Origin of the sequence: Variovorax sp. dw_308 (assembly GCF_019207085.1) — a bacterium.
Classification (GTDB): domain Bacteria; phylum Pseudomonadota; class Gammaproteobacteria; order Burkholderiales; family Burkholderiaceae_C; genus Variovorax.
This window is the reverse complement of record NZ_JAATOM010000019.1, coordinates 87,145-113,440: the sequence shown is the minus strand read 5'-3', so window position 1 is coordinate 113,440 and position 26,296 is coordinate 87,145. Positions and strand designations below refer to the sequence as shown.

Below are 26,296 nucleotides of genomic sequence, written 5' to 3'. Positions count from 1 at the left end.
CCGGACTGGTCGGGCGATACAGGAATGACCTGCTCAGCGAATCGGCGGTTCGCGCTCTTTCTCTCGCGCCGCAATGCGTGCCATGTCGCCGCGCTCGATGCGCTGCGCGATGTTTTCGCGAGCACTGGCCAGGAAGCGGGCGCTCTCTGTTTCTTCGTACTTCTCAGCTTCGACGACTGCTGCGCCAAGTGCATTGACCGCGCGCTTGTGATGCGGAAACTCCCGCTCGAATTCGAAGCGGTCCATGACTCGGAAGGCGGCGCCCTCATGAGCCCATTGCAACATCTGCGCGGCGGCCGGCGTTGCCTCGCAGCGCGCAGCAGCGTCGTTACGCCATATGAGCGCCTGGCTGGCGACGTCGCGAGGCACGTCCGGGCTGTGCGCGAGGCGCTGCACCAGCGTCTCCCATCGCATGGCGAACTTCGCGAGGTCCTTGGGCAATCGGGGCTTGTCACGCACGGTATCCAGGGCGGCTTGGGCGCGCGGCTCCCGCTTCCACTTGCCTTCGACCAGGCGGTTCTCGTAGAACTGCAGCGCGTTCCGGTCGATGATCCGCAAGCCGTCCACAGCGCGCCGCTCTTCCAGCAGGCCGATGGCCGAGCGAACGTTGGCTAACGCCAAATCGTGCTCCTGCTTCGAGACGAAGCGTGAAGCGAGCCCCCGATCGCGCCAGAGGTCGTACTGCGCCATTGCCGACAGCGAGCTCTCGTCCCCGTTGGTTGCCACAAACACGGCCTGAACGACGTACGCATCCTTGCGCAACGTGGTGGCCACCCTGTAGATCGAGCGGGGATCGCGTATCTCATCCTCGACCAGAAGGTGCATGCGGCCCTGCTGCGCGTCCTGGACGATGCGATTCGACCAGTAGGCGACCTCCGGCTCCAAGCCTGGGGCGCTGAGCAATCCAGCCCCCGCGCCCGGCCGCCAGGCGGGGTGATAGGCGCGCAGTCGATCGTCGCTCAGCTGCACCACGGCGCCGATCGTCTTCGCCAGTTCGAGGCGAAGGGTAGCCGCCGCGAAAGGGATGCCGGCTCCTGGTTGTCCCGCGACAATCATCGCGGCCGGGGTCCTTGACGGCGCGGCGCCAGCGAGCAGATCCGGGCGAATTCGACCCTCGTATATCCGGTCGCGCTGCTCCTGGCTCAGGCGTGCCGAGATCATGTCTGTGCCTCCGGTGCTGGCCCTTCGTTTGAGTCGGGTGAGAATCGATCCAGGATCTTTGCGACGGCAGCGGTATTCTTTGGATCGAAGGAGGCCAGCAGCTCACACGCTTCATCACGCTCGTTGCGGACTGTCTCAAGCCGCTTCAGATCCGGTTTCCTGGAGGCCAAGCCTTCGTCGAGCCACGCCGTGCGGTCGGCGATGGCTTGGTGGAGAACGGCCAGTGCAGCCTCTGCGTCAAGGGCGGCCAGAGCATCGGCCCAGTAGCGCGGTTCGTAGGCCAGCGCCGATCGACTTTCGGGGGGTCTGTCGCGCGCAGGCTGTTCCTGGTCAATGGAAAAGTCACCAATGCGCACCGCCTTGGTCAGCATCATGCGCATGATGTCTGGCAACTCCAGGCCCCGCTCTGCGGCCATGCGGTGCGCGCGCTCGGCAATTTCGCGGTCGAGGCGGAAGCGGATGATCGGGCTGTTGTCCATGGCGACGCGAGTTATAGCAGCACTGCACCGCCCGCCAGACCTGGCCGGCCTCTGAAAGTTGCGTGGAATGCGGCTCGCCCCGTTAGGGACCCGTGACGGGCTGCGTCGCTTATGAAATGAGCTTCAAGGCCAACCAGATCGCAGCGAGGTGAACGGGATAGAAGCCATAGAAAAGCCAGCGACGACGTTCGAGTGGAAGATCGATTCGCGTTGCCGCCAGGAGGAGGAGAAGCGCTGCCATCGCGGCGAAGTTCCGGTTGATGAGCCAAAGCGACGCCAGTGACATGGCCCACAGCGCGAGGCGCACCCCGGTGGGCTTCCGGCAGTACGCCCAAGCACCAAGGCACGTCAACACTCCGAACCACCAGAATTCCACCACCGCACCCACCAGCATGAAGGTCAGCACCGCCAGGACGGTTTGGACCCGACCGCCGCACTCAAGCAGCCAAGTGATCCCAGTGGAGAGAAGCAGCATGAAGAGGATGTTCAGGGGCCACCACCCGACCAGCGCGACGAACATCGGTGTGGAGAGGGCGCCGAACACCAGCAATCGTCCCATGACCCGCACATGCACGCCCGCGGCCAAGGCTCCGGGCCGCGCGAGGTTGTACATGAGGACAAAGCCGAAGACGGGCATGACCATGCGGCCGAGGTCGAAGAGCACGGCGCTCGCTTCTCCAAGAAGGTACTTGTTGACGTGGTCCCGCGTCATCAGGACCAAGCCCAGCCACTTCAGGGCTTCCAGGGTCCCCGTGGCAACCCGTAGCGGGGCGGGGCGGCCGCCTATTGCGGCACGCGGGACATCGCCGTGCAGCGCCTTCGTCATGTCAATAGGACGGCGCGAGTTCAGAACCTTCGTTCCAGAGGCGGCGCCATTCTGCGTCGTACTGGGCCGAGGTAGCTGGGGCGTTGCGAACCACGATCACGTTCTCTGCATTGCGCTGCGCCGCCGAGGAGGTGTAGTTGAAGCTGCCCGTCTGCACTGTGACGCCGTCGATCACCATGAACTTGTTGTGCTGGATCGCGTAGCGTCCGTTGGTGCGCACCGGCACTCTCTCATTTGCGAGGAAACGCACGGCTGAATATCCCTTGCCAGCCTCCGTGGCGTCGGCGAGGACGAACACCTTCACGCCGCGCTTCGACGCTTCAAGCAACTCGGTGGCGACGGGCTTGCTGGTGAAGGTGTATGCCGCGACGAAGATGGTCGACCGTGCGCCTCGAATCGTGTCGAGCACGAGCGCCAAGGCCCTACCCGGCGTGAAGGCGGTCGAGACCACAACAGGTTGCGCGGGAACGAGTTGCGCCAACGCAGGTGGCGTTGCAGCAAATGCGCAGCACGCCATCACCACCGTCGACAGGAAACGGCTTGTGATTTTGGAAGAGGATTGCTGAGTCGACATGGAGGCGACGTTCAGGTCATTCGTTGATCTCACCCACGAGAATGCTGCCGCTCTTCCCGAGACGGACCACCGCGATTGCGATGGTGAACCGGGTTTTGATGGGCCCGCTGCTCAGGAAGTTTGATCTGCTGGCCTTGAGCAATCGCATTGGCCAAGCCTGTGCGAATTGCCTGGACGACGCGCGCCTGTTCGGCGGGATCCGGCGTCAGGCGTTGCGCGAATTGCTCGGCCAGTTTCACACCAACGACCGCGCCCGTCAGGTCTGGAAACTGCGACACGACGTCAACCGGTGAAACCTCACCGGTTCGAAGAAGATTGGCCTTGCGCTCCAGGGTTTCCAGGTAGTGGGCTTTCTCAACGCTCCAAGTCGTACGCTGCGCGACGAGTTTCTTGTCGCCAATCAGTTCGCCTTCGGCATTGCGAGCCGGCACCCGAACGGTGACAGCCCGCGCGCCGCGCTGAGCGATGACGACCTCATCTCCGACCTGTGCGTCAGAGCGCGACTCCGCGATGGCGCGTTCCAGGTCAGTCCCCCAAAGAGTACGTTCCCCGACTTCTGTCTCAACGCGCACGTAGTACGACAGCCGCTGTTCGGGATCGAACTGATAGGGTGCGGCGGCGTGCGCCAGGAGCACTCCGACGGTCGGTGGACGCATACCCGTGCGTGAACCGGCGGGTTCAGGATCATTGGGTGAAGGGCCACTCAGTTCGGGTGCATCGTTGCGCGTAGTTATGGCATCCCGCTTGCCCCGCTTGCCCTGCTTGCCACGCTTGTCCTGCTTGCCACGCTTGTCCTGCCTATCCCGCGCAGGCTCGTGCGAAGGCGGCTTCGAATCACGATCCAAAGTGCGCTGCAGTTGATGCATCTCCAGCGGGTCTGGTTCGTAGCCCTGAACGCCGATGCCCCGCATGGTGGCTTCGTGCCAGACCTTCTGACGGAATTCTTTGGTCCCGGTCACCCGAATGGTTTGCCAGCCCCGCGCCTCCATGATGGCCACGACGCTGTGCACCACTTCGAGGTTGTGCGTGCGTACCTTCAGGCGGTCACCGTGATCAACGAACGCGAGAGTGCGGTCAGCAAAGAAGTACCGATCACCGATGCGCAGAAAGCGCTGTGCGACTGCGTCCGGGACGATCCTATTCGACGGCTTTGAAGGTACGGGCGGGTGTTCGCCGACCGAGCCAGCATCATCGGCGTCGTCGTTCTGGTCTTGAGGGTTAGCCATGGTGTTTGCCTCACGATCTCAGTCGAGCAGTTGCGACACGAACCTGTCGGCCGCGGCCTGGACTTCCGCATCGGTCCATCCCCCCTTGGGGATCACGACGTCGTCGAAGTCAAGGGAAAAGTCATCGAGGTTGAGCTCGTCAAGGCGAGCTGGATCGACTTGCATTTCGGGTACCTCCTTGGTTTCCTTGGAAGTGGCATGGGCGGTGGACGAAGAGGATTGGGGTCGCTTGGCGCGGGAGTCGTTCCTGGACGCCGGGGCGGCCGTCGGCGGCCGCGAGTTGGACGGCTTCGCGATCTCAAGTTTGGGAACCTCCGGTGGCGGCAGCTCGCGCCGGGCGAAGTACTTGTCGCGGAAGTAAAAGACGCGGTGTGCTAAGACGGGGCGCAGGCCTTCGTAGAACAAGATCAACCAGTCGGCGCCCAGCTCCTTGACCTCCGGCGGCAGCAGGAGGCGGCGAGGCTGCTCGCTGATGCTCACGCTCGGCGACTTGCCCGCGCCGCCCCACATGGGGCGACTGACGCTTTTCTGCTTGACCGTGTAGGTTCCGAGCTCACGCGAAACGGCCTCGGCGTCCTCGAACTCCTTCGGCGGAAAGACTATTCGCGCTGCCAGCATCTTGCGGATCGACTTGGCTCCCTCGACGCCGTACTTCTCGATGAGCTGGGAGTTCGACTGGACGATGATCACGGTGCGGACGTTGTAGCCCGGCAGGAAGGCGGTGGATTCCGCGATCACGGGGATGCGTCCAAGGGCCGGAAACTCGTCGAGCATGAGCAGCAACTGGTGTCTGAGTTCCGGGTTGTTCTCGGGCAGTTCGCGCGTCTGCAAGCCGATCGCCTGCTGGAAGAACAGATTCAACAGTGGCTGAAGCCGCGCGATGTTGTCGGGGTTGATCTGCACGTAGATGGAGATCGGACGCTTGCGCAACTCGCGCAGGTCGAAATCGTTGGCCGAGGTGGCCGCGTCGATCATCGGGTTCAGCCAGAGGTCGAGTCGGCTGGTGAAGGTCTTGCGGATGCTCGACGCGGTGGTGGGAGCGAGGTCGATCACGTCATAGAGGCTTTGCACGGTTTCCTGCGAGAGCGGGTAGCCGGCGCGCTCGCAGGCGTCGATGACACGCTTCCAGTGTTTCTGGAAGCCTTCGTCATCACTGGCCATGCCTTGACGCAGCACCTCACCCAGCGTGCGGGTCGCACCTTCGGTCTCGAAGAGATACAGGGCGATGCCCAGGAACAGCGAACGCGCCGACGAGGTCCAGAATGGATCGCCGGCATGGGGATCCGGAAACAGCATGGTGCCGATGCGCTGGAGATCGTCGATGCAACGGTAGGGAATCTCGGAGACATAGCCCAGCGGGTTCCAGCGCGCGGAGCGTTCTCGTTCCGACAGCGGGTCGAACAGGTGGACTTCCTGGCCATGCGCCTTGCGGAAGCCCGCGGTGCGGATGAAATTCTCGCCCTTGATGTCGCTGACGATCGTGGAGCCTGGCCAGTTCAGCAGGTTCGGAATGACGACGCCGACGCCTTTGCCACTGCGGGGCGGGGCTTCGAGTTCCACGCCCTGCTGACCCGGGAGCACGAGGTACCGGTTGCCGAGGCGGCCCAGGATGATCCCTGCCTCGCCGAGGAGGCCGGCCTGTTCGATCTCCCGCCGGCGCGCGAAGCGTGCTTCCCCGTGCAACGGCCGACGCCGTGGCAAGAGCGCGAATCCGATGACACCGAGCGCAAGTCCTTCGCCTCCGGCCAGCGCCATCAGCAAGGCGCGCCGGATGTCCGGGCGCTCGCCGTAGTCCTGCCAGTACCGATAAGTTGTGAGCGGAGTGGCGTCGTGCGGCGGCAACTTCACGGCCATCAGGAAGAAGTAGCCCGCGAGGTACAGGCCTACCACCGCCGCCAGCAGCAGCGCTGCTCCCACCTTAAGCGGGCTACGGGAGCCCTCTGAGCTTGGTACCAGGGTCATACCAGATCTCCCGCACCATGCGGCGCTGACGGTCCCGCGCGCACTGCACCACCACGTCCACGCTGAGCTGCGCCAGTTCGACGCCTTCGCGTGTGCTCATGCCCTGGCCAGCTTCGCTGCGCTTCATCAACTGCGCGAGCGCCACGAAGGCCATCTCCGCGCTGTCTGCATGGATGCTCGTGATCGAGCCCGGGTGGCCGGTGTTCACTGAGACGAGGTAGTCATAGACCTCATCGCCCGTGCGAAGCTCGGACACAAAGACGCGGTCCGGGCGCTGGCGCTTCGCGCTTGCGAGCAGCTGTCCCGGCGTCACCGATGCCTGACCCTGGGCACCTTGCGAATAAAAGAGTCGCACATGGTTCGGCTGGTTGCGCAGCGACAGTTCCTTCACGTCCTCGATCGTCACCAGCCGGTCTTCGGCGGGCACTTCGAGGATCAGCGCCTTGCTGATCGTGGTCTTGCCTGAGCCGGTGGCGCCTGAGAGCAGGATGTTCTTGCGCAACTGAACGGCCCGGCGCAGGAACTGCACGAACCTGCGCGTTGCTAGCAGGCCCATCAGTTCCCGGTCAGCGGGGGCAAGAGCGCCTTCGCTGTTTACTTGACAGCGTGCCGCGGGCGCGCCACGCGTGGCGTCGAAGATGTTGAAGGCCTCGAGTTCTTCCAGTGTCCACAGCACGTTCGACGGCCGCCGGATCGTGATCGAGACGGTCCTGTCCTCGGTGGCGGGAGGCAGCACGATCTGGATGCGCTCGCCGCCCGGCAGCGTTGCGGACAACAAGGGCTCGCTGGCCGAGATGCGCTGGCGCGTGAAATTGGCGACGAGCTTGGCGATCGACATGCACCACTCAAAGCTCGCGAAGGGGAGAACCTCGTGCTTCCAGCCTGACTGTCGCTCCACGAAAGCCGAGCCAGGCTGATTGATGCAGATCTCGGTGACTTCCGTGTCGTTGAGCAAGGAGGCCAGTGGACCAAGGAACAGCGAAAGCGACGACGGCCCGTCCGTCAGCGTCATGCCGTGCTGGGCGACGCCGCTGTTGCCGCCTTCGAACCGAGTCGTCGCGTGCGGCGCAACGTCACGGATTGGCTGGATCGTTTCGGAGTGCATAGACTGTCCTGAAGTCCACGTCGCGTGCCACGAGGATCTGGATGCGTTCCCCTTGGTTCTTGATGACGGTCGGCGGTATGTTGACGGTGCTGCGAAGCACTTCGGTCACGACGTCACGCCCGCTTTGCGGGCCGAGCACCACGCCACCCCCACTGCCGACGTTGGTGCCGCTTTGCTGGCTGGCGGCGATAGCCTGCATCGTCCCGTCGATCACCGAGATCAGGATGGCCGCGCCAAACCGCTCCCAGAAGTGCCTGTCGACGAAGCCGGGGAGGCCGTTCCGGCCAAGCTCGTCTGTGCCCGGGGAGGCAAGCTGCACGACAACGCCCGTGGGCGTGCGCGCCTCGTTCCAGACCACGAAAACGCGGCCCTGTCCCTGCCGCGGTTCGCCGCGCTGCTCACCGACGTACTTCGTGCCCCGTTCGAGCAGCACCACCTTGCCATCCGCGCCGTAGATGTCGCTTGCCCCTATGCAGGTGGTCATGCCTTCATAGGTGGAATCGATGGCCGTCTCCAGCGTGCAATCGATGAATGCGCCCTTGGGCAGCAACATGCGTCGGGTCGGCAGCATCTGGGCGGTCACTGCCGGCGTCGGCGTGGGCCTCAGGTTGGCTGCCAGGGTTCCGCCCGCGACAGGCGCAGCCGTGCCCGGCATCTGGAGGGTGCCGAGGAGCTGCGCCATGTTGGGCAGGGCGCCGGGCTGTGCGCCCATGTACCCACCGTAGGGGCCATATGGGCCAGGGGGCCCAGCCGGGCCCGGTGTCTGCGCTGTCTGTGCACGTCGTAAGACCGGGATCCCGAGTTGTCGCTCGAGCGCGAGTTGCTCCGGGGTTTTCTGTGGCGGACCTGCGTTGGTGTTTGTGGCTGGCACCGTCGGGGGCGTGGGGAGGGCTGCCGGCGCAGCGACGGGAACTGAGCCCTGCGCGGGCCTTGGGGGATCGACGCGGCCCAAGGGGGGAACCTTCATCTCACCGCCCGCGCGCGCTGCGGCGGCTTTCTTTGCGGTCTCCTCGACCTCATGGGCCCTGGAGTACTGCGTGTTGTAGTACCAGAACAGAAATCCGACGCCAAGGAGGACAAACGTGCCGAGCGCGAGCGAGCCACTGATGCGAGACTGGATCGAACGCTCGCGGTTGACCGACGGGATCGCCCGTTCGCCCTGTACCGTGGCTGCCCCGGCGTTCGGGATGGACGCATCGTTCCGGCCCTGCGGATCCTCCCGTGGCGAAAGGATCTCTCCAGTCTCCTGGTCGACGTCGTACGAATCGCTGCCACCATCGACTGATGATGGCTCGCCGGGAGGGGCATGGCGAAACCGATCCTGCCGAGTCATGGGTTCTCTCCTGAATTCGTGCGCTGGACTCCCGGTACGTTGGTGTTTGCCTTCGTGCGAGCTCCACCGCCCGCGAACGACTGGTTCAAGACGCAACCGACCAGCTTGCCCCGGCGCAAGACGAAGCGTCGGGCCACACGATGGATCACGACCTCGTCGTCCTCGATATTGAAGTTCAACAATGACTCCGTGCCGTCGTCGTTCTGGACGAACATGGCCGGAAATTCGGATCGCGCCTGGAAGCGCAGCCGCGTTTGCACGCCGTCGTCAACGGCGCTCATGGGCTTCAGGCTGTCGCTGCCGCAAAACCAGTAGTCGGTGTTGAGCGGCCTCCCCGTGGCCGACTGCCGGATGCGTGCCTCCGTCCGTTGTCGTTCCCGCTCGGCAGCGGCAAATCGCGCGTCGTCTTCGGGATAGGTGAAGCGGATCGAATAGACCATGCGTCGGGCGGCAGCCCCCGTGGGCGCGTTGGCGGAGACGACGTAGTCGAAGTGATAGGCCCTGCGGTTCGTCAGCACGGTAAGGTTGGTCGACGCGTGCGCTTCCTTCGGCTTGATGAAGAAGTGGTTGCGCTCCGCACCCACATCGAATGCCCCGTTGTCGCCAGAGCCGAGATTGACGAACTCTTCGCCTTCCGCCCACTGCAGGTGGATCTGGTAGCCGACATAGCCCTGCAGCGTGACCACATCGTCCGGGTTGTAGGCGACGACGCGGATGCGCGCATCGACCCGTCCCATCGGCGGCATGGTCGCAGCAAAGGCAGTGCCCTCTGGCGCGAGGACCGGGGCGAAGACGAGGATCAAGGCGCCTGCGAGCAGGACTGCGGGGAAGGAGTTCATCGCGGGCCAGCCTTCGCGGGCGGGTCGACTCCGCTCGCCGCAACTTCTGGTTCCCGGCGGTACTCCAGCACCCGAAATCCCAAGGGGTTCAGCGACCGTGTCTTGTCGTCCTTGAAGGGCTGCGTATACGCGAACTCGATGGTCGACACCCAGTGGCTGGCCTGCTCCTCGCCGGTGCCGCCGGGACGCGCGTAGCGGCTGAAGCGAACCTGGGCCAGTTTGTCACGGCCACTCTCCAGTTTCAGGAAGGTGACCGAACGGACCTGCGTGCGCACCGTCGTCCCGTCCTTGAAGACGTTGAGCGGCGAGAGCGGGTTGTTCACGTTCCAGAGTGCCGCCCATTCCTGGTTCAGCCGCGGCGAGTTCTCGGCGGCGACCAGGTCATAGTCAGCCTCAGCGGTACCGTAGAAGTAGCGCTCGCGTGCGATGACGTAGGTCGAGAGCAGGTTGCGGGTGACCACCTGCTCGATATCCGTGGTGCCTTCATACGCCGGCACGATATCGACGACGCCGCTGCTGCTGTCGACGCGAATGACGACAGGGACCGGCTGCTTGAGAGGCGTCAGGCCGGCAACTGCACCGACGGCAAGGAGCGCAATGAGCGAAGCGACGCCAGCGACTATCCAAGCGATTTTGGAGGACCGCTCTGCGCGACGCGCGCGGTCCATCTCCCAGCTCTGGGCCTCCAAAAGATAGCGATCAAGGGTTGGTTCGCGATTCATGGAACGCCCCTGCTGAAGAGACTTGGCCCGGTTGTCCGTTGATAGGGCTGAGCGATCCTTCGCATTCAGGTGGCAGCGGTGGACGCGTGCCGCAACCTGGCAGCGAGACACAAACGAACAGGGCGAACAAGGCGAGTAGGGATTTCATGATGCCTTCCCGACGCTTAGCGGCGACGGTTCGGGTTTGGCATGACCTGCTCACGCGGGATCAAGGTGCCGCCACGGCGCGCTCCGCTTGCGCGGTCCCATGTGCTGGCAACGCCGGCACCAACGCGGTTTCCTGCCAGACGGCGGAACGAATCCCATCTACTGCCAGGCTCTCTCTTGAGGCCGTCGATCAACCCCCGACTGAACTCATACGAAGTGCGCCGAGCTCCGCCCATTCCCCAGCGGATGGCCCCGCTCACCGCCCCATAGGTGCTGAGCGCGACACCGCTTGCGAGCCCCGCAGAAATGGGCATTACTTGGCGCATCACCAGAAACACCAAGGTTGACACCATGCAGACGCGCGCGCTTTCTGCAACCGTTATTCCAGTGCCGGACGCGGCGGCACTTGATGCGTAGGCTTTGACCACTGTCAGCAGTAACGCGGAGGTCAACAACGTGAGTATTCCAATCAACGCATAGTTCGCGAGCTGGGCCACCCATGCCTCGAAGAAGCGCTTCGTTGCATCGAAGAACAACATCACGATGAAGAGCGGTCCAATTGCCAAAAGAATCGCGATTGCAACCTTTGACAACGCCAGCATGAATGCGGTGACAACCACTGCCAGGCCGACCAGTAAGTAGACAAGGAAGCCTGCAGCATAGAAGGCGAAGTCACTGTCGAGGATGCTGCCCTTTCTCAAAAGCAGTTCCGCAATCGCAGTGCCTTCAAGCCAAACTTGGTCTATCACGCTTACGACATTTGGAGCCCCAACTACTGCGGCGGCGAGTTGGCCTGGGGCCGTGAAGAACGTATTTGTGATGATCTCGTTGTATGTCCACAACCGGAGGCCTACTCCGAGAATCAGGACGATTGTGATGATGCGTCGAATACCTTCCCAAATCGGTTCCTGTATGCGGCCGGTGATGCTCATGAATCCCCACATCATCACGTAGATGGTGGCTAGCGTCACGGCGGTCGGTTCGATAGCGGCAGCGACTCGGATTGTGTTCAAGCTCACGTAGACCGCAACTTGCGCGTCGATCCACGTGAAAAATTGAGCAAAGAGTCCCACGGCAATCTCCTAACGTTGCGCTAAGGAATTGGGACGGGTTTGAGATTCTTGGTGCTGCCGATGCCTTCGAGCTTTCGACGCTGCATTTCATCGTCGCGTTTCTGTTGAGGCGCAGCAATCGAAGGCTCAGGACTGGATGGCATCGCCGTCGCTGGTTGCTCGACTTGCTGATGCTGGGTGTAGTAAAAAACGGTTCCTCCCGCTGCCACCACGAGGACAGCGAGGCTGAAAGCCCACGCAAGCTTTGTCACGATCGATCCTAGTAGTCCACGGTGCCAAGAGATCGAGCAGAACCAATATCTGAAGTCACCCGCTCGCGTATTCTTTGACGGCGTGCGAGTTCTTCAGATTGGGCGACTTGGTACAGGCTTTGCAACTTCGTCTGCTCGTTGGTCAGCATGGCCTGTTCCGCTTGCATACGTGCCTGGAGGTCCTGGATCGCTTTCGGATCCTGTGCAGTGCCGATCCGGCTGATCAGCTGTTGTAGCGCAGAGAACCGCTGGCTCGTGTTCTGGTAGGCACTCTGCGTCATGCCGCTGAGCATGGCCGAGGCCTGTCGCCCCTGCTCGATTTCGTATCGCATCTGCGGGGTCAGCGCGTCCATCTGGGTGCTCGACAGGATGCCGTTGGCCTTCATGATCGACTGGACCTTGTCCGCCAGTCCCGCATAGTTCACCGACGAGCCGTTGATCGTACCCATCAGTTCGCCGTAGCTGGAGGGCAGGTAATTACGCGCCGCGTCCGAGGTGGGCAGCAGCTGGTCCATCCCCCGGCTGCCTGTCATGGCGTTGTAAGTCTGCTGCAGTTGATCCTTCGACTGCTTCAGCTGTTCGTATTGCCTCTGCATCCCCTGCAGCTGCTGCTCCCAAGCCACGAGCTGCTGCATGAGGTTGCCGATCGCGGCGAAGTCGATCACGGGGATGCCGGCATGGGCATGAGGCGGCGCGAGGAAAGCGGCGGCCGCAATCAGTACGGCAAAGAGTTGTTTACGCATGAGATGTCTCCTTGAGGGAGGGAAGGGAAGGGACGGTGCCTTGCGCGGTCGCGAGTGCCGCCAGAAAATGCGGTAACCACTGATCGGGTTGCGGCCCGTGGATGTCAATCAACTGCTGCATCAAGCGGACGTTACTGGTGCGCCCAGAGATCACATGGAGTGCGTCATCGAACCCCGTGAGGTCGAGCTGTGCGACCACGCTGATATGGTTCTGCTTGATGAGGAACTGCCGTGAGCCTGGCTCGAGCTCCTGCTTGATCAGCGCGAACTCACGGTCTGTCAGATTGAAGCCTTCGGTGTATTCCTTGTAATCCGCCTCCGGGTTCGGAAACAGGATCTTGGTGGGCGTCTGCTCGACGATCGCACGGGCGATGTTGGAGTCAAGGACGTGGCTTGCACTTTGCGTGAAGGTCTCGAGGTTGGCGTTCTTCTTGCGCCAGGTCTCCAGGCCGTTCTTCGCGAACTTCGCAAACGCAGGGTCGTTCAGCAGCTTGGCGAACTCGTCCATCCAGCACACGAGCTTTCTGCCATCCACCATGCGGTTGACCAGATGGAAGAGGTACATCGTGAGCGGCGCGCGCACGATGTCGTTGTCCAGAAAGTCGGTCACGTCGAAACCCACCAGCGAATGACGCGACAGGAGGGGCGCCACCTCGTCGTAGGGGTTGTCGAAGACCCAGGCATAGTCGCCCTGCTCAGAGGCGCACCACTTGCGCAGCCGCGCATGGATTCCTTCCGGATCGGTAATGTCGAGGAACGCGGCGAGACGGGAGAGACGTCGGAAGGGAGGTTCCAGTCGGAGCGTGCCCTTCAGCGCCTGGTCGAGGTCGTCTTCCTGGCGGACCGTGAGGGTGTCCGTAGGGGTACGGAGCACGAGCCGACGCAGCCAATGTCGCATGAATTCGACGTTGTCGGAGACCGTCTCGTCGAGCTGCAGGGGGTTGCAGCCCGTTGGCGCGCCGTTCTTCAGCGGCAGGTACTGGCCGCCGAGTGCTCGCACCAGGATATGCAGGCCCTCGTCCTTGTCGAAAATCACCTGTGTCGCGTCCAGCCGGTTGCAGATCGCGACCATGCAAAAGCCCAAGAAGGTTGTCTTGCCGGTGCCCACCGGTCCGATGCTGGTAAGGTGTCCGACATCCTTGCGGCTGCCGCCATCGGCGCTGCGCGGATCGCTTGCGTGCAGCGAGAAGTAGTACGGCGAGCCAGCGCGCGTCATGAACATTGTCAGTGCATCGCCCCAGTAGTTGCCGGTCGCGCGACCGGTCGGAAAATTGTGGAATGGCGACATTGCCGCAAAGTTGCGGCTGGTGATGGGGGCCTTGCGAGTGCGGAAGGCGAAGTTGCCAGGGAGCTGCGCCCAGAAGGCGGCTTCCAGTGCCAGGTCCTCGCGGGCGACGACCATGCCGGTGTCACTCAGCAAGTACCGGGCCCGCGCGACGTTGTCGTTCAACTGCTTCAGGCGCGGACGGCCCTCTGCTTCGCTGAGGCCGTCATAGGCGTCCGCAAGCACATGCAGGGTGAAGTGGTGGTCGCCGACGACGAACCGGTTGCTCATCAGGTCGTCCAGTGCATCCTTGAGTTCTTCGGCCTGTGAGACGGCCATGTCGCCGGCTGCGGCCATGCGATTGTGCTGGCGGCTCATCATGTCGGTGGCTGCTCCCTTTCCGAGGAACGTGAAGCTTTGCGTCAGCACGAAGGGGAACGGCGCGGTCAGGAGCGAGCCGAACATCCCCGGCGCCGTCGGCGTCGGATACTCCTTGATGCCGAGGAACGCTCCGATGCGGGTCTCAGTGCCCGTCCGGTACTCCATCGCTTCGTTGCCGAAGAACGGGCGGGTTGTGGCCAGCACTTCGTTCAACGGCGACCGTGGCAGCGGCATCCGCTGCCACTCTCCATTGATGAGCAGCGCCTGAAATTCCAGGAACGAAGAGAACAGGACGGGCGTGCCGGCAAGCCGGTAGATGCCCAGCGGCTCCGGGTCATACCGCTCCAGCGCAGCGAGCAGTTCCTGCCGTTTCTTGGTGCACTCGTCGAGCGAGTCGGTTAGTTCGGTGCGCTCGCCTTCACAATCCGTCTTCTTGAGGATGCGAAGCGCTGCGTTGCCGATGCGCGTCGGCTGGGGCCGGAAGACCAGGGAGAGGTACAACTCGTTGACCATCAGCCGTTCGCCCGCCATCTTGCGGCGGTAGCGCTGCTCGAGGTCGTGCGCAAAGCCGGGAATGGTGCGGCCGGCAGGGTAGCCTGACTCCCTTCGCCTGATGACGTGAGTCCATACGGCGTGATTGGGCGACGCGATGTTGCGCAGGAAGACATTGAGGCGTTTGTGCCAGCTGTTGATGTCCTCGTCGTCCGCGCTCTCGAAGCTCGCGCCTGCGAGGCGAAACGTCTGGACGTAGTCGCCGGCCTTCGTCCTCGCGACATGCTCGTCCACGTGCGCGAGCAGCGGGATCATCGATGCAGCGCTGGCCTCGCGGCGAAGCGTCCGATCCTTGCGCAGGGTGAGTGCCATCAAGACTGCTCCTCAGAGCATGACGCGGTCTGGCACCTGCCGGCGCCGGCCGTTCAAAGCTGGCAGGTCAAGGGCAAGCGGGCTGTACGAGTTCGCGCGCCAATAGCGCACATTGCCTGCCAGGATGGCCGGCAGTCGTGTGCGGCCCCAGAGCTGCAGCAGGTCGAAGAAGCGGGGCTCGTAGAGGCAGACCAGGTACAGCACGCCGTGGATCGGCAGAAACGCTAGCAGCCAGGCCAGGTTCTTGGTCACGATAAACGACTCGGTCGTGATCACGACATTGAACATCATGGCCGAATACGTCACGCCCCAGATCATCGAGGGACGGGTCATGCCGACAAACAGCGTGTCGGCAACGATGCCCTGGTTGCGGTTCATGGCGGCCTCGATCCATGCCTTGCGCGTGGGTACGTCGTCGCTCAGACGCCGAACATCCCGCGAATCCAGGACACGATCTGAGGGCCACCGAAGACCAGCACCGTGCCCAGCACGACACCCACCATCCACCACCAACTGACCCGCCCGAACCACGCCATAACACCGGAAACCATGACTGCCACGGCGGCCAGCGGCGTCAGGATGCTGACCAACTGGCTTTGTGTGGCGTTGGCACCGGTGGCGAATGGACTGCCGGCCAGCGCAACGCCAGGCAGAACCAGAACCAGCAGTGCGAGCCCCTTCCAGAAAGCATGGATGCAGGCCGCTCGAATAGCATCTAAGGCAGAAGCTCCAACCGTGTCACGGTGTGAGTTGCGCCCATCGTCTTGAGGTGACGCACGAGTGTCTCGAGAGTCTTGAAGGTGCGCGGGGCTCTCCAGCCTGTCAGCGTCCAGCGCCCCACCCGCCAGGCAATGATGGCCTCGATGCGATACAGGTTGGGTGCGAACTCCACGATCACCAGTTCGTGAACTGCGCGCTTTTGCAGCAGGCCAATAAAATCCACCTGAGATATTTCGTTCCCCGGCGGCTCCAGTTCCGGGGGGTTCTTGCTGACCCGACGGGTCGTTGCCATGGCTGTCCTTTTTATTGATCGATGGCGCGAGATTCTGAGGGATAGCAAGGACAGCCATGTTGGATCACTCCATGCGATGGGACGGTTCGAAGCGCGCTGATGTGGGGCGGGACGCCTGGGCAGAAGGGCCGCTAACGGCAGCGTCTGCGCGCCCGGACTTGCCATAGACATCCCACCATGGGGCGGCCTTCTCGGTCTTGGGCTGAACAGGTTGGGCCGCCAGGGCCCTGACGCCAGCCGTCGGAGCTCTAGGCTGTGTCGGTGAAGGAGCTGGTTGTGTCGCGGCAATCTCGCGCTTGATCCCAGCGATGTCGCTCAAGACACGGATGCGGTCACTTTCGGCTTCATCCGCTGCAACGATGTCGGATGCTGCAAGGCGCTCGGCTCTGCGCTTCGCAAGCGATTCGACGAGCGCCTCAGACTTCTTGAGTTCATTGCGTAGGATGAGAAGCCGATCGTCTTCGCGCGCGGCCTGTTCGGCCGTGCTGACCTTTGTCGACACGGGCTGGCTCATTGCATCTCCTGGGCAAAAGGCCAGCGCAAGAGCAAGCGAAAATGCGAGGGAAAAACGCGGACAGGACGCGGCGGAAGGCTTTCCCATGCCTTTCAACACAGCAGCGATGCGTTGAACTTCCCGGACTTCCATGGCCGCAATGTTTCATGCAATCGTGGCGTTGTCAAGTGGTAAATTGGCTCGAAGTCATTCTATAGCTAGCTATAGAAGCTTGACTAAACATGCCGAGGGCTGCTATTTTCCGTCTGCGACGCTTGCAGTCGCATGTGTTCTGTAATTGAAATCGCGCCAGAACGCGCAGCCCGTTTCGTATCGTCGGAAATATGTTAGGACGCCGGCACCTTTCGCTCAAGATACCCGAAGTCAGGTACCTCGCAAGTTTTGCAACCGACCGTAAAAATGGGACGGATGACGGGAAGCATCTGCCGCGGCAAAGGAGAGTTCAATGCGTGTTGTGGTCATCAGCAATCAAAAGGGCGGCGTAGGCAAATCGACGCTCGCAGTACTTTTTGCACAGTGGCTTGCCGCCAAACACGCCGCGGCCGTGTGTGTGATCGATCTCGATTCGCAGTGCAATTGCTCGAAGTCACTGGCGCGCTTTGGCGGAGAGTTGGAGGCCGCCGCACTGTTCGCGGTGGAGACGGTTGCTGTTGCAAGGGCTGCGCCTGGCAGCGTCACGTTGCTCAAGGGCAGCAAACGTCTGGCAGACCTCGAATTGGCGCGCGCTGAGGTGGTAGTTCCAGCGTTTCGCCGGCAAGTCGCTGCCTTGGGAGGGACCTATGACTTCGTGATCATCGATACGCCGCCAGCGCTCGGCCTGCGCATGAGCACGGCATTGATCGCCGCCGATGTGGTTGTCTGTCCGATCGAACTGGAGGAGTACAGCATCGACGGCGTCACGGACATGCTCAAGACGATCTTTGGTGTCCAGAAGCGCTACAACCCGCGCTTGACGTTGGCTGGCGTCGTGGCCAACCGGTTCAATCCACATTCATTGCGGCAGAAGGCGGCTCTGCGCGACCTGGTGGCGAACTACGGCGAGTTCGTGCTCCCCGCCAAGATCTCCACCCGCTCCGCCATCCCGGAAGCATTGGCTGCAGGCATGCCGGTCTGGGAACTCAGCAAGACTTCGGCGCGCGAGGCAAGTGAAGAGGTGTTTGAGGTTTTCCGTTTGATCATGCAGCGCATGCACTACGACGCTGCGGTGGAGGAAAGTGCCACATGAATACCATCCAAAGCCTTGATCTCAGCGGCCTGGCGCAGTTCAAGGCGAGCGACTTGTTGCAGATCGAGCCGATAGCCGGCCCCGGAAAGCCGATGCAGGTTGCGATTGCCCTGATCGATTTCGATCCCCGTCAACCGCGGCGCAATGTCGATGAGGCTTCGATTGCAGAATTGGCCTCGTCGATTCTCACGCACGGTGTCCTCGAACCTGTGTCGCTGAGAACAAATCATGACCTCGAGGGCCGCTTCATCGTCAACCGCGGGGAGCGTCGCGTTCGTGCTGCATGCGAGGCGGGATTGACTGAAATGCCAGCGTTCCTGGACGAGCGCATCGATCCGTTCGCGCAAGTCGCGGAAAACCTGCATCGGGAAGACATGTCGCCGTTCGATCTGGCGACATTCATCGCGGAGCGCGAACGGGAAGGGCATTCGCGCGTCGAAATCAGCAGGCGCCTCAACAAATCGCGCTCCTTCATCACGGAGGTGGCAGGCTTGATCGAGGCGCCCCAGGAGATTCGACAGGCGTTCGAAGCCGGACGTCTGGGGGCGGATGTGCGTGTGCTTTATCGGCTGGCCATGACGATGAAGACGCAGCCCGAGCGGGCAACTGCCTTGCTCGCTGGCGCAAGCGTCATTACCCGGGCCAGCCTGGATCCGCCGTCACGGGAAGAGAGTGCGACGGTGAACCCGAACACGTCGTCGAGCACCGTCGGTGTCAAAGCCAGCGGCGCACCCAGTGCGGGACGCACCGTGCTGGTTGTCGAACACGCCGGGCGACGCGGCTCGTTGCGCTTGAAGGCGCACGATCACGACGCCGCAGAAGTGCGTTTCGGCGATGGGTCGCGCGACATGGTCAAGCTGAAAGATTTGCGGCTCGTTTGCTGGGCCACGGAGGAGTAATGAAATGGCCAACATTCAGATCAACCGGCGTCAGTTAAGGCGTGGCGAGTTCGTGGCTCCCCGACGATCGCTCGGACTCCGGATGCTGGGAGTGCTGCTCCTTGTTGTCTGGCAGGCCGTGCGGCTGACCTGCTGTGCGGTGCTGATCCTGCTCGAGCCATTGTTGCGCGCGACGCTGGTGCCTATCGCGTTCCTGAGCTTCATCGTCACGCTGATCTTCGGCTTCCTGATCGGCGACCCGCGGTTTCCGCGATGGGGCATGCTGGCCTTTTCGATAGGCACGCTGATGCTCTACTGGCTGTTCCTCGCCCTGATGAGCGTTTTCATGAACCTCCCGCCAAGCCATGACCGTTGACGAGCCCATTCTTGAACGCGTCCTCAGGGAGCGCCGCTTCGATGAGCGGACCGCGGAGATCGCAAGACGCCTGTTCCTCGGAAATGAACGGCCACAGAAGCTGGCAATGGAGTACTGCTTGCTCGACAAGCGTATCTACGCGATCCGCGCCGAGGTGGTCAAGCACGTGAAGGGATACGCGTTGCCGGCGGGATGGTCGGAGGTCACGCTGAGAGGCCCGGTCGATGCGGTCAAGGCAGCGCACGCGCTTTTCCGCAAGCGCATGCGCGAGCATGAAGAAGCGTCTCGCGACTAGCGCTCGGTCGCTAGCATTTGAGCACGCCTTCCTGTCGTCGCACGGAAGCCGCTACGGCCATGAGAACGGCTGCGTGGGCGCCTTTGTTCTGCGTGAGCGTGATCACGACTGCCGCATCGGATGTGGTGGATGCGGCAAAGTAAGTAGCCTCACAAGGCGCGGCTTGTTGACAGTGCGGCTGGACGATCGATGACCGTTCATATCAGTCGCGTCATCACGCGTTCGTCGTCTCATCGTCGCCAAGTGCGACGGCACGGTCGGCCAGCACGATGAGGAGTAGGTCGCCGTGAAGTCGCGTTCGGAGATCAGACGCTGAGGCTTCGCGAGGAGCGTGAGTTGGCATCTTCCGCCGGCTGCGGCGCCCACAATCTTCTGGGCAAGGACTCAGATGACGTCGGCCGGTGCAGCGACGACCCGGTCGTACTTCCTCATCGCCTCCGGTTCGATCCCGAGCCAGCGCGCGACTTGCACAGCGTCTGTACCGCGGCGCAGCTGGCGAATGGCGAAGGTGTGCCTCAGGCGGAAGGATCCGCCCTCGCTGCTGTCCAGGCCGGCGTCCTCGAGCACCTGGCGCGCGCACTGGTAGTGCGACAGCTTGCTCCAGGGCTTGCCCGTGCGCGTCGACGGGAAAAGGAACTCACCGGGGATGCCTGCCTCCGCACGAACCTGCAACCAGTGCTGAAGCAGTTCGCCGGCCCACGGCGCGATCGGTGTCTCGCGCGGAAGCGAGCTGCCATTGCCCGGAACCGACACTTTCCAGGGCCGCTCGCGCACGCGGCCGCCATGCGATGTCGGCGATTGCAGCGTCAAGACCCGCACGTCGCCTGGCGTCAGTCCGCCGCCCAGTTGCAGTGCCACCGCGGTGCGATTGCGCAGTTCCTGCCAGGTGAACGAGGAGTGGCTGTTGCGTCGGGCCTCCGACAGGCCCGGTCGTGGCCGTGCGGCCGAGAGGTAGGCGATCAGGTGCCTGGCCTCGACACTGGACAGGTACTCCGGAAGCGGATCGGCGCTTGCCGCATCGGCAAAGCGAACTTCGGGGTGCGAAGCGATCCAGTCGGCCGCCGCTGTGTTCGGCTGTTGATTCATCTCTGCCGCATGGTGGCCAAGCACCCGGTCGATCAGTCGCATCAATCGCAGTGCATGTCGAGGGGTCAGGGACAGGTCCGAGTTCTTGGTACCGAACCGGGCTGCATGGAATGCCTCGAGATCGCGCGGGTCCAGCGACGCGAGCGTCACAGTGGGTTGCTGGCCGAGACACCAGGCGGTGAACGCGGCCCACATTTCCCCGTAGACGGCGATCGAGGACGCTTGGCGCAATGTCCCGGCGGCGCGCTGGTCGGCCAGCCAGCGCTCGAAAGCAGCGGTATGGATTTCCGCCGGAGTGTCGGAGAACAGGGCGAGGGTAGACATAAGAACATACTAACGGAATGCAGCATTATGTTGCTGTACTGTACTTTGCCGATGAAAGACTTCTGTTCCCCGTTAGTTTATTTGTGACGAGGCTTTCTAACAGCCGCAGGCAACTCAACACTTTCGACCCCCACCTCCACGGCGCGTGGCGTAGCCTCGCGATGAGCAATGCCAGTCCCAGGAACGGAACATCTTCACCAGGCGGCCCTTGACGCAACAGAAGTACTCTTCTGCGCCACCGGCGGCGCTTCTTTCTGCATTCCGATCCCTGGAACGACACCGCCGGTCTATGTGGCCGCGGGCGAGCGCGACACAATCAGACTGATACAGCCGGACTGCGCGAACGAGACCATCGCTGATTCAACTCCCAGGTCATCTCCATGCGGAGCGCAATGCGGCGTTCGATAGAGAGGGGCAGCGAGTCCGATGCGAGTCGACAAAGGGGGATTCAGCCTGTCATGCGCATATCGCCGGCGCTCAGCCCCAGAACTTCCACCACGGGCGCCTGGCCGATCGGAGATGCAGCGGCCGCGTGTCCAGGCGGTCAAGCACGATAGCCGCCGCACCGAAGCGAGACTGCGCCGCCTCATCGGCGGCGCTGATGGGGGCTACTTCCCGGGCATCAGAACGCTCGCCATCTAGCGGCAACGGGGTTGGTCTCAGGGCCCCCTCTTCGGACAGAGGGTCAGGATCGGTCATGGCGTCATTTTCGTGCCTTTGGGCGGCCTGAGGATCCTCTCCCGCGCCGGATTGATGCCGCCGCCTTGCGGCATCCGTCCTGTCGGCGGGTCCGCGTGCTCCGTTGAGCTGCACCAACTTGCTTGGCCGGCGTCCACTATCCTGTTCGCCGTTGCAGCGTCGAAGCGCCTCGTGCAGTTCCGCCCATTACTTGAACGGAAAGCGGACGAACTTCGCTCCCTTGGACGGCGGGCGGCCCGACTCCTCTTTGCAGTTACTCAGTCCCCGAACATCTTTTGCTTCAGTTCGCGGCGCTGTTGCGCTTCGAGGGACAAGGTCGCCGTTGGCCGCGCCAGCAGGCGACCGACGCCTATCGGCTCACCGGTTTCGTCGCAGTAGCCGTAGTCGCCGGCGTCGATGCGCTGGATCGACTGCCCGATCTTCTTCAACAGCTTGCGCTCGCGGTCGCGCGTGCGCAATACGAGGGCGTGCTCTTCCTCGATGGTGGCGCGGTCGGCTGGGTCGGGCACGACCACCGCGTCGTCGCGCAGGTGGTCGGTGGTCTGGGTGGCATTTTCCAGGATGCCCTGCTTGAGGCTCACCAGCTTGAGCCGAAAGAACGCCATCTGCTTCTCGTTCATGTACTCGCTGTCGGGCATGGCGATGACTTCGGCGTCGCTCAATTGCTCGGGCGACTTTGTCTTCCAGTTGTTGGCGAGCTTCGGGTCTTTCTTGACCGTGACGTGCGGCGGTGGCACCAGCGCGCTCGACACGACCTGGCTGAAGCTGGACTTGGCGGCGGTAGAAGCCACCGACTGCGCCATCGAAGGCACCGTCCGTTGGGAAAGGCGCGAAACGCGGGGCACGCGAGCGGGTGGATCGGGGACGACGGGGCTCCCCGGAGCGGGTGTGGGGGCGGCAGCCGTTTCTTCATGGGCGTCTTGATAGGAGCAAAAGGGTCGCACAACCAAGTCCCGCCGCGGCCGTGCCGAGATGTCAGGAAAGAAGCGGCGAGGCAAGACGACTGACAGTGGCGAAGTCCAGAACGACACCATCGTAAACCTCATGGCAGTTGATGGTTGACCTTTGATGTTTGGACGAACTCACTCTCCCGCCTGGCTTCGAGGAGCTCGAGCCATATAGCCAACGATTCGAGCTTCAGTCTGCGCGGTGGTCCGGTACACGCCGCGCTGCTTCGTGCGCAACAGAACGCCGGAAGCGAGCCAGGCCTGAATCATGTGTCGCGCGACGCCGCGCGAAATCAACTCACCGGCCGTGACGGCCCTGCCTTGCGCACGGCGCGGCGCTACCGCTATTCTGTTTTTCGCCGACACCGGCGGCGCGGGCGGATCGACGACTTGGGGCTTCCGTGAGCGCTTGCGCGACGGCGCTCCGGCGGGCAGCGGTAGCGCCGTTGGCGCGGCGGATGCATCGTCGAGATCGATGCCGAACAGGGCCGACAGATCGGCGCTGTCCAACACACCTTGCGCGTCGGGCGGCGTCATCATCGGAATGTCGGCGGCTTGCCGAATCAGTTCCGTCGGCTCCACATGGCGCAGCCGGAACAGCAGTTCCGGCTCATCGTCCAGCCGTGCACCGATGCCGTACAGCGTTGCCGCGACATGCTTGCACATGGATGCCGCATCCGGGCAATTGCAGCGCAAGCTGATTTGCGTCGGCTGCGGGAATAGCCCCTCGCCACGGCGCGTCACCGTTTCCATCACCGCTTGGGACAGGCGACCCTGCAGCAACTCGATCACGCTCGCAACCTTGCCTGAGCATTCCTTCATGATCGCGTCCCACGCCTTCGCCTCCAGCGGGTGCACAGTGATCTCGACGCTGTAGAGTTCGGATCCGCACACGAGCGCGTGCACCTTGCCGGGCTCAATGCGCAGGTCGATCACCGAGCCGTTGCGCGCATACGTTCGCCCGCGCGGCAGCCTGTTTGCAAAGTCGCTGTAGGACTCCAGGTTGTCGCACCACGCCTTGCCCCAGAAGCTCTTGGCGATGGCGCGGCCTTGGATCGTGACCGGTTGACAAACCTGCCCCTTCTTCGCGAGCGCCGCGGCCTTTTGCTTCGCTTTGTGCTGCCGCTGTGCCACCGGAACGTAGGGCGCCCAACTGCCGTAGTCGTTTCGTGCCATGTGTTTTCTCGGCTCCCAGGTCTTAGTCCTTGCCCACTTGGCCCGTGTGGCCCGCCTTGGGCTCGATCATCGCACTACCGATATCCAGCGCCACCATGCGCAGCAACTCGTCGTTGCTCATTTCTGTCAACAGTGCCTCGCCGCCGCCCTCGATGATCTGGTTCGACAAACCGAGTTTTGCTTCAACAAGGGCGTCGATCTTCTCCTCCACGGTGCCGCGACAGACGAACTTGTGAACCAGCACATTCCTCTTCTGCCCGATTCGATAGGCACGGTCGCTCGCCTGATTTTCAACGGCCGGATTCCACCAGCGATCGAAATGCACGACGTGCGACGCGGCGGTCAAGTTCAGGCCCGTGCCCCCCGCCTTGAGGGACAGGACAAAGAATGGCGGCCCCTGCTCGCGTTGAAACGCTTCAACCAGGGCCGCGCGTGCCTTCACCGCGGTTCCGCCGTGAAGCACCAGGCCTGGTCGCCCGAAAACGCCATGCAGAAACTGCGCCAGCGGCGCGGTCATTTCCTGGAACTGCGTGAAGACCAGCACCTTCTCCTGGCGCGCAGCGATCGCCTCGGTCAATTCGCGCAGACGTGCAAACTTGCCGCTGTCATGCGGCCCGTACGCGCCGTCGCCCAGCCATTGTGAAGGGTGGTTGCAAATCTGCTTGAAGCGCATCAGAAAGGCCAGGACCACGCCACGGCGCTCTATGCCCTCCAGGGTCTCGATCTGCGTGGCCAGCGCTTCGACCGATTGCTGGTACAGGCTCGCCTGGACCCTGCTGAGTGCGCAGTAGGCCTTGACCTCGGTCTTGTCGGGCAGGTCGGCAATGACGCGCTTGTCGCTCTTGAGGCGCCGCAGGATGTAGGGCTGCACCAGGCGGCGCAGCGACGCGTAGTCCGCGTGCTCGCTGTCCGCCAGGCGGCGTACGAAACGGTTGAATGTCGCTGCCGACCCCAGCAATCCGGGGCAGATGAAATCGAAAAGCGACCAGAGGTCGCCGAGCCGGTTTTCCACCGGCGTGCCCGTCATCGCGAAACGCACCCGGCTGTTGAGGGTTTTGATCTTGCGCGTCTGCTGTGCGCCGGGGTTCTTGATGGCCTGCGCTTCATCCAGCACGACCAGGGACCACTGCACTTCGGCCATCCAGGGGAGGCGCGCGACAGTGCCGTAGCTCGTCACGACGATGTCAACGCCCGCGAGTCGATGCCGAGATAGCGCGGCCAGTTCCTTGGCCGGGATCACTGAAGGGTGCGCGACCAGCAGTCGCAAGTGGGGTGCGAAGCGTGCCGCCTCCGCCTGCCAGTTGGCGATGAGCGAAGCGGGCACGATCAGAAGATGCGGCCCCGGATCGCGCTCGCGCTTGGCCAGCGAGAAGAGGCCCAGCACCTGAACCGTCTTGCCCAGTCCCATGTCGTCGGCCAGACAGCCACCCAGCCCCAGGCGGTTGAGCCACCACAACCATTGGACCCCCTTGCGCTGGTAGGGCCGCAGTTGCGCCAGAAGCTCGGGTTGCGCATCGGCCCCCTCCTCAGGTTCGCGAAGTTGTGCGAGCGCATCGTGCAACCAGTCGCCCGCCGCCACGATGGACCACTCGGCAGTCGATTCCGCCAGCGCCGCCGGGGCCTCGCCGTCAATGGCGGCGCCCGACAGCAGTCGCATCCCCTGGAGAAAGGAAATCCCGTCGGCAGCGGCCGAGCGCTGCACCGTCTTCCAGTGGGCCAGCACGGCGTCGAGCTTTTCGCGGTCGACCTCGACCCAGCGTCCCTTGAGTCGCACCAGACCGTCGCCGGCCGAGTACATGCTTCTCCGCTCCTCGTCGGAAAGCGCTTCGCCGTCGAGCGTGAGCTCGGCCTTGAAGTCGAGCATCGTGGCCAGCCCGATGCCCGAGGCTTGCTGACCCAGCGTCACCCGCACTTGCGGGCGTGGCGGGTGGCGCGGCTTCCACCAGTCCGGTATGCGCACAATCAGGCCGTTGGCCTCGAACAGCGGCACGTTGCGCAGGAACTGGTGCGCCTCGGGTGGCGACCAGGCCAACGGATGGAACACCTTTCCTGAATCGACCAGCGATTTCAGCCACGGGCTCTGCTCGGCGGCCTTGTGCACCGGCAGCAGCAGTTTCAACAGCCCGGCGCGATCCTGGGCCTGCGAATAGCTCTGCAGCGCTCGCCCCAATGGCACGTGCTGGACGCGAGCTTCCTTTGACACATGGCTCGCGCAGGTGGCAAGAAAGGCGAACGGTGCCAGTTCGTTGCCCTTGTTCTCCGCCAGATGAAAACAGACCCGGCCAACCAGGTTCCAACTGGGATGTTTGCTTCGCAGCCACGAATCTATCGCGCCACCGCTGGCCGCGATTTCCTCGCGCACTGCCGAGTGCATGTCCGCCCACCATGCATCGAGCGCCGTTCCGTCGAGGTATTCCGCACCCGTCATCGGTGGCGCTGCGGCTGCCAGTTGCTCCAGCTCTGCGCGGGGGGCGGGCAACTCGACGTTCGCCCAGTCCTCGGCCAGCGTGACAAGGGCGGTCAGCCGCACCATGAACAGATGCGCGAACTCGCGCCCGAAGGCCAGCGAGGGGGGCAGGGCGGCGCCCAGTTCTACCGCGCCCAGCTGCAGCAATCCATGCGCGCTGCCGCGCTCGTAGGCCTTGCGAATCCGCGTTGCCGCATGCGACACCGCAGCGTCGCTCGCATCGTGCACGATCTCGAGGTAGCCCCGGCCGGCCGGCGAAATGGCAAGGGCAAGATCCAAGCCCATGTGATCGCCCTGAGGGACCGACTCAGCGCCATCGTAATCAGCCATGAAGGAGGATTTTCGCT

At 63.1% G+C, this 26,296-nt stretch carries 26 protein-coding genes; 4 read left to right on the top strand and 22 right to left on the bottom strand.

Annotated elements, in window-relative coordinates:
- Positions 1–33 precede the first annotated feature (33 nt).
- The 18 genes from HCU76_RS27540 to HCU76_RS27455 form a co-directional block, all read right to left on the bottom strand.
- Positions 34–1,161: a zeta toxin family protein gene (locus HCU76_RS27540; protein ID WP_213956785.1), complete on the bottom strand. Its 1,128-nt coding sequence runs from the start codon at positions 1,159–1,161 to the stop codon at positions 34–36.
- Positions 1,158–1,640, bottom strand: coding sequence for a hypothetical protein (locus HCU76_RS27535; protein ID WP_213956784.1), 483 nt, complete (start codon positions 1,638–1,640; stop codon positions 1,158–1,160). Before HCU76_RS27535 ends, HCU76_RS27540 begins: the two co-directional genes overlap by 4 nt.
- A 109-nt stretch (positions 1,641–1,749) precedes the next feature.
- Entirely contained in the window at positions 1,750–2,466 is a 717-nt protein-coding gene (locus HCU76_RS27530; protein WP_218511102.1) for a TraX family protein, read from the bottom strand.
- Position 2,467: 1 nt separating this feature from the next.
- On the bottom strand, positions 2,468–3,040 hold the full coding sequence (locus HCU76_RS27525) for a phospholipase D family protein (protein ID WP_256354506.1): 573 nt from the start codon (positions 3,038–3,040) through the stop codon (positions 2,468–2,470).
- 29 nt (positions 3,041–3,069) lie between these two features.
- Positions 3,070–4,266 carry an LPD7 domain-containing protein gene (locus HCU76_RS27520; protein ID WP_213956782.1) on the bottom strand — a complete coding sequence of 399 codons (1,197 nt, stop codon included), beginning with the start codon at positions 4,264–4,266 and terminating at the stop codon, positions 3,070–3,072.
- 18 nt (positions 4,267–4,284) lie between these two features.
- Positions 4,285–6,228: a type IV secretory system conjugative DNA transfer family protein gene (locus HCU76_RS27515; protein ID WP_213956781.1), complete on the bottom strand. Its 1,944-nt coding sequence runs from the start codon at positions 6,226–6,228 to the stop codon at positions 4,285–4,287.
- Positions 6,194–7,333, bottom strand: coding sequence for a P-type DNA transfer ATPase VirB11 (virB11, locus tag HCU76_RS27510; protein WP_256354505.1), 1,140 nt, complete (start codon positions 7,331–7,333; stop codon positions 6,194–6,196). The genes HCU76_RS27515 and virB11 overlap by 35 nt, the downstream gene beginning before the upstream one ends.
- Entirely contained in the window at positions 7,302–8,666 is a 1,365-nt protein-coding gene (gene virB10, locus HCU76_RS27505; protein ID WP_213956780.1) for a type IV secretion system protein VirB10, read from the bottom strand. The genes virB11 and virB10 overlap by 32 nt, the downstream gene beginning before the upstream one ends.
- A complete protein-coding gene (locus HCU76_RS27500; protein WP_256354504.1) occupies positions 8,663–9,469 on the bottom strand; it encodes a TrbG/VirB9 family P-type conjugative transfer protein in 807 nt (268 codons plus the stop codon). The genes virB10 and HCU76_RS27500 overlap by 4 nt, the downstream gene beginning before the upstream one ends.
- Before the next feature lie 32 nt (positions 9,470–9,501).
- The gene (locus HCU76_RS27495) at positions 9,502–10,227 is read right to left on the bottom strand and encodes a virB8 family protein (protein WP_213956778.1); all 726 of its coding nucleotides are present in this window, start codon (positions 10,225–10,227) and stop codon (positions 9,502–9,504) included.
- Between the two features lie 164 nt (positions 10,228–10,391).
- Complete coding sequence (locus HCU76_RS27490; protein ID WP_213956777.1) at positions 10,392–11,447, bottom strand: type IV secretion system protein; 1,056 nt, start codon at positions 11,445–11,447, stop codon at positions 10,392–10,394.
- Positions 11,448–11,467: 20 nt separating this feature from the next.
- Complete coding sequence (locus tag HCU76_RS27485) at positions 11,468–11,698, bottom strand: hypothetical protein (RefSeq protein ID WP_213956776.1); 231 nt, start codon at positions 11,696–11,698, stop codon at positions 11,468–11,470.
- Positions 11,699–11,706: 8 nt separating this feature from the next.
- Positions 11,707–12,441: a type IV secretion system protein gene (locus tag HCU76_RS27480; RefSeq protein WP_213956775.1), complete on the bottom strand. Its 735-nt coding sequence runs from the start codon at positions 12,439–12,441 to the stop codon at positions 11,707–11,709.
- A complete protein-coding gene (locus HCU76_RS27475) occupies positions 12,434–14,950 on the bottom strand; it encodes a VirB4 family type IV secretion/conjugal transfer ATPase (RefSeq protein ID WP_218511101.1) in 2,517 nt (838 codons plus the stop codon). Before HCU76_RS27475 ends, HCU76_RS27480 begins: the two co-directional genes overlap by 8 nt.
- 12 nt (positions 14,951–14,962) lie before the next feature.
- Positions 14,963–15,328: a type IV secretion system protein VirB3 gene (locus HCU76_RS27470; protein ID WP_213956773.1), complete on the bottom strand. Its 366-nt coding sequence runs from the start codon at positions 15,326–15,328 to the stop codon at positions 14,963–14,965.
- A gap of 41 nt (positions 15,329–15,369) precedes the next feature.
- Positions 15,370–15,615, bottom strand: a complete 246-nt coding sequence (locus HCU76_RS27465) for a TrbC/VirB2 family protein (protein ID WP_256354515.1) — start codon at positions 15,613–15,615, stop codon at positions 15,370–15,372.
- 50 nt (positions 15,616–15,665) lie between these two features.
- Positions 15,666–15,962 carry a hypothetical protein gene (locus HCU76_RS27460; protein ID WP_213956815.1) on the bottom strand — a complete coding sequence of 99 codons (297 nt, stop codon included), beginning with the start codon at positions 15,960–15,962 and terminating at the stop codon, positions 15,666–15,668.
- 64 nt (positions 15,963–16,026) lie between these two features.
- Positions 16,027–16,608, bottom strand: coding sequence for a hypothetical protein (locus HCU76_RS27455; RefSeq protein ID WP_213956772.1), 582 nt, complete (start codon positions 16,606–16,608; stop codon positions 16,027–16,029).
- Between the two features lie 313 nt (positions 16,609–16,921).
- On the opposite strand from HCU76_RS27455, the gene HCU76_RS27450 reads away from it, so the two are divergent.
- Genes HCU76_RS27450 through HCU76_RS27435 form a run of 4 tightly spaced genes read left to right on the top strand, consistent with a single transcriptional unit; the run spans position 16,922 to position 19,250 of the window.
- Positions 16,922–17,701: a ParA family protein gene (locus HCU76_RS27450; RefSeq protein WP_213956771.1), complete on the top strand. Its 780-nt coding sequence runs from the start codon at positions 16,922–16,924 to the stop codon at positions 17,699–17,701.
- Positions 17,698–18,600: a ParB/RepB/Spo0J family partition protein gene (locus HCU76_RS27445; RefSeq protein ID WP_213956770.1), complete on the top strand. Its 903-nt coding sequence runs from the start codon at positions 17,698–17,700 to the stop codon at positions 18,598–18,600. Before HCU76_RS27450 ends, HCU76_RS27445 begins: the two co-directional genes overlap by 4 nt.
- Positions 18,601–18,604: 4 nt before the next feature.
- The gene (locus tag HCU76_RS27440; protein ID WP_213956769.1) at positions 18,605–18,955 is read left to right on the top strand and encodes a hypothetical protein; all 351 of its coding nucleotides are present in this window, start codon (positions 18,605–18,607) and stop codon (positions 18,953–18,955) included.
- Positions 18,945–19,250 (top strand): hypothetical protein, encoded by a 306-nt coding sequence (locus HCU76_RS27435; RefSeq protein WP_213956768.1) that lies wholly within the window; start codon positions 18,945–18,947, stop codon positions 19,248–19,250. Before HCU76_RS27440 ends, HCU76_RS27435 begins: the two co-directional genes overlap by 11 nt.
- Before the next feature lie 384 nt (positions 19,251–19,634).
- Here the strand turns inward: HCU76_RS27435 and HCU76_RS27430 are convergent, their stop codons facing one another.
- The 4 genes from HCU76_RS27430 to HCU76_RS27415 all read right to left on the bottom strand — a co-directional run bounded on the left by HCU76_RS27430 (position 19,635) and on the right by HCU76_RS27415 (position 26,234).
- Positions 19,635–20,660 carry a tyrosine-type recombinase/integrase gene (locus HCU76_RS27430; protein WP_213956767.1) on the bottom strand — a complete coding sequence of 342 codons (1,026 nt, stop codon included), beginning with the start codon at positions 20,658–20,660 and terminating at the stop codon, positions 19,635–19,637.
- Positions 20,661–21,616: 956 nt separating this feature from the next.
- Positions 21,617–22,204: an RNA polymerase-binding protein DksA gene (gene dksA / locus HCU76_RS27425; RefSeq protein ID WP_371319910.1), complete on the bottom strand. Its 588-nt coding sequence runs from the start codon at positions 22,202–22,204 to the stop codon at positions 21,617–21,619.
- A gap of 237 nt (positions 22,205–22,441) precedes the next feature.
- On the bottom strand, positions 22,442–23,482 hold the full coding sequence (locus HCU76_RS27420) for a hypothetical protein (RefSeq protein WP_213956765.1): 1,041 nt from the start codon (positions 23,480–23,482) through the stop codon (positions 22,442–22,444).
- A 22-nt stretch (positions 23,483–23,504) separates the two neighbouring features.
- Positions 23,505–26,234: a DEAD/DEAH box helicase gene (locus tag HCU76_RS27415; RefSeq protein ID WP_213956764.1), complete on the bottom strand. Its 2,730-nt coding sequence runs from the start codon at positions 26,232–26,234 to the stop codon at positions 23,505–23,507.
- Positions 26,235–26,296 lie beyond the last annotated feature (62 nt).

Bases quoted from the DNA above. Each gene is read 5' to 3' on its own strand.
- HCU76_RS27540 (WP_213956785.1), bottom strand. From the start codon at position 1,161: ATGATCTCGGCACGCCTGAGCCAGGAGCAGCGCGACCGGATATACGAG.
- HCU76_RS27535 (WP_213956784.1), bottom strand. From the start codon at position 1,640: ATGGACAACAGCCCGATCATCCGCTTCCGCCTCGACCGCGAAATTGCC.
- HCU76_RS27530 (WP_218511102.1), bottom strand. From the start codon at position 2,466: ATGACGAAGGCGCTGCACGGCGATGTCCCGCGTGCCGCAATAGGCGGC.
- HCU76_RS27525 (WP_256354506.1), bottom strand. From the start codon at position 3,040: ATGTCGACTCAGCAATCCTCTTCCAAAATCACAAGCCGTTTCCTGTCG.
- HCU76_RS27520 (WP_213956782.1), bottom strand. From the start codon at position 4,266: ATGGCTAACCCTCAAGACCAGAACGACGACGCCGATGATGCTGGCTCG.
- HCU76_RS27515 (WP_213956781.1), bottom strand. From the start codon at position 6,228: ATGACCCTGGTACCAAGCTCAGAGGGCTCCCGTAGCCCGCTTAAGGTG.
- virB11 (WP_256354505.1), bottom strand. From the start codon at position 7,333: ATGCACTCCGAAACGATCCAGCCAATCCGTGACGTTGCGCCGCACGCG.
- virB10 (WP_213956780.1), bottom strand. From the start codon at position 8,666: ATGACTCGGCAGGATCGGTTTCGCCATGCCCCTCCCGGCGAGCCATCA.
- HCU76_RS27495 (WP_213956778.1), bottom strand. From the start codon at position 10,227: ATGAATCGCGAACCAACCCTTGATCGCTATCTTTTGGAGGCCCAGAGC.
- HCU76_RS27480 (WP_213956775.1), bottom strand. From the start codon at position 12,441: ATGCGTAAACAACTCTTTGCCGTACTGATTGCGGCCGCCGCTTTCCTC.
- HCU76_RS27475 (WP_218511101.1), bottom strand. From the start codon at position 14,950: ATGGCACTCACCCTGCGCAAGGATCGGACGCTTCGCCGCGAGGCCAGC.
- HCU76_RS27470 (WP_213956773.1), bottom strand. From the start codon at position 15,328: ATGAACCGCAACCAGGGCATCGTTGCCGACACGCTGTTTGTCGGCATG.
- HCU76_RS27460 (WP_213956815.1), bottom strand. From the start codon at position 15,962: ATGGCAACGACCCGTCGGGTCAGCAAGAACCCCCCGGAACTGGAGCCG.
- HCU76_RS27455 (WP_213956772.1), bottom strand. From the start codon at position 16,608: ATGGAAGTCCGGGAAGTTCAACGCATCGCTGCTGTGTTGAAAGGCATG.
- HCU76_RS27450 (WP_213956771.1), top strand. From the start codon at position 16,922: ATGCGTGTTGTGGTCATCAGCAATCAAAAGGGCGGCGTAGGCAAATCG.
- HCU76_RS27445 (WP_213956770.1), top strand. From the start codon at position 17,698: ATGAATACCATCCAAAGCCTTGATCTCAGCGGCCTGGCGCAGTTCAAG.
- HCU76_RS27440 (WP_213956769.1), top strand. From the start codon at position 18,605: ATGGCCAACATTCAGATCAACCGGCGTCAGTTAAGGCGTGGCGAGTTC.
- HCU76_RS27435 (WP_213956768.1), top strand. From the start codon at position 18,945: ATGACCGTTGACGAGCCCATTCTTGAACGCGTCCTCAGGGAGCGCCGC.
- HCU76_RS27430 (WP_213956767.1), bottom strand. From the start codon at position 20,660: ATGTCTACCCTCGCCCTGTTCTCCGACACTCCGGCGGAAATCCATACC.
- HCU76_RS27420 (WP_213956765.1), bottom strand. From the start codon at position 23,482: ATGGCACGAAACGACTACGGCAGTTGGGCGCCCTACGTTCCGGTGGCA.
- HCU76_RS27415 (WP_213956764.1), bottom strand. From the start codon at position 26,234: ATGGGCTTGGATCTTGCCCTTGCCATTTCGCCGGCCGGCCGGGGCTAC.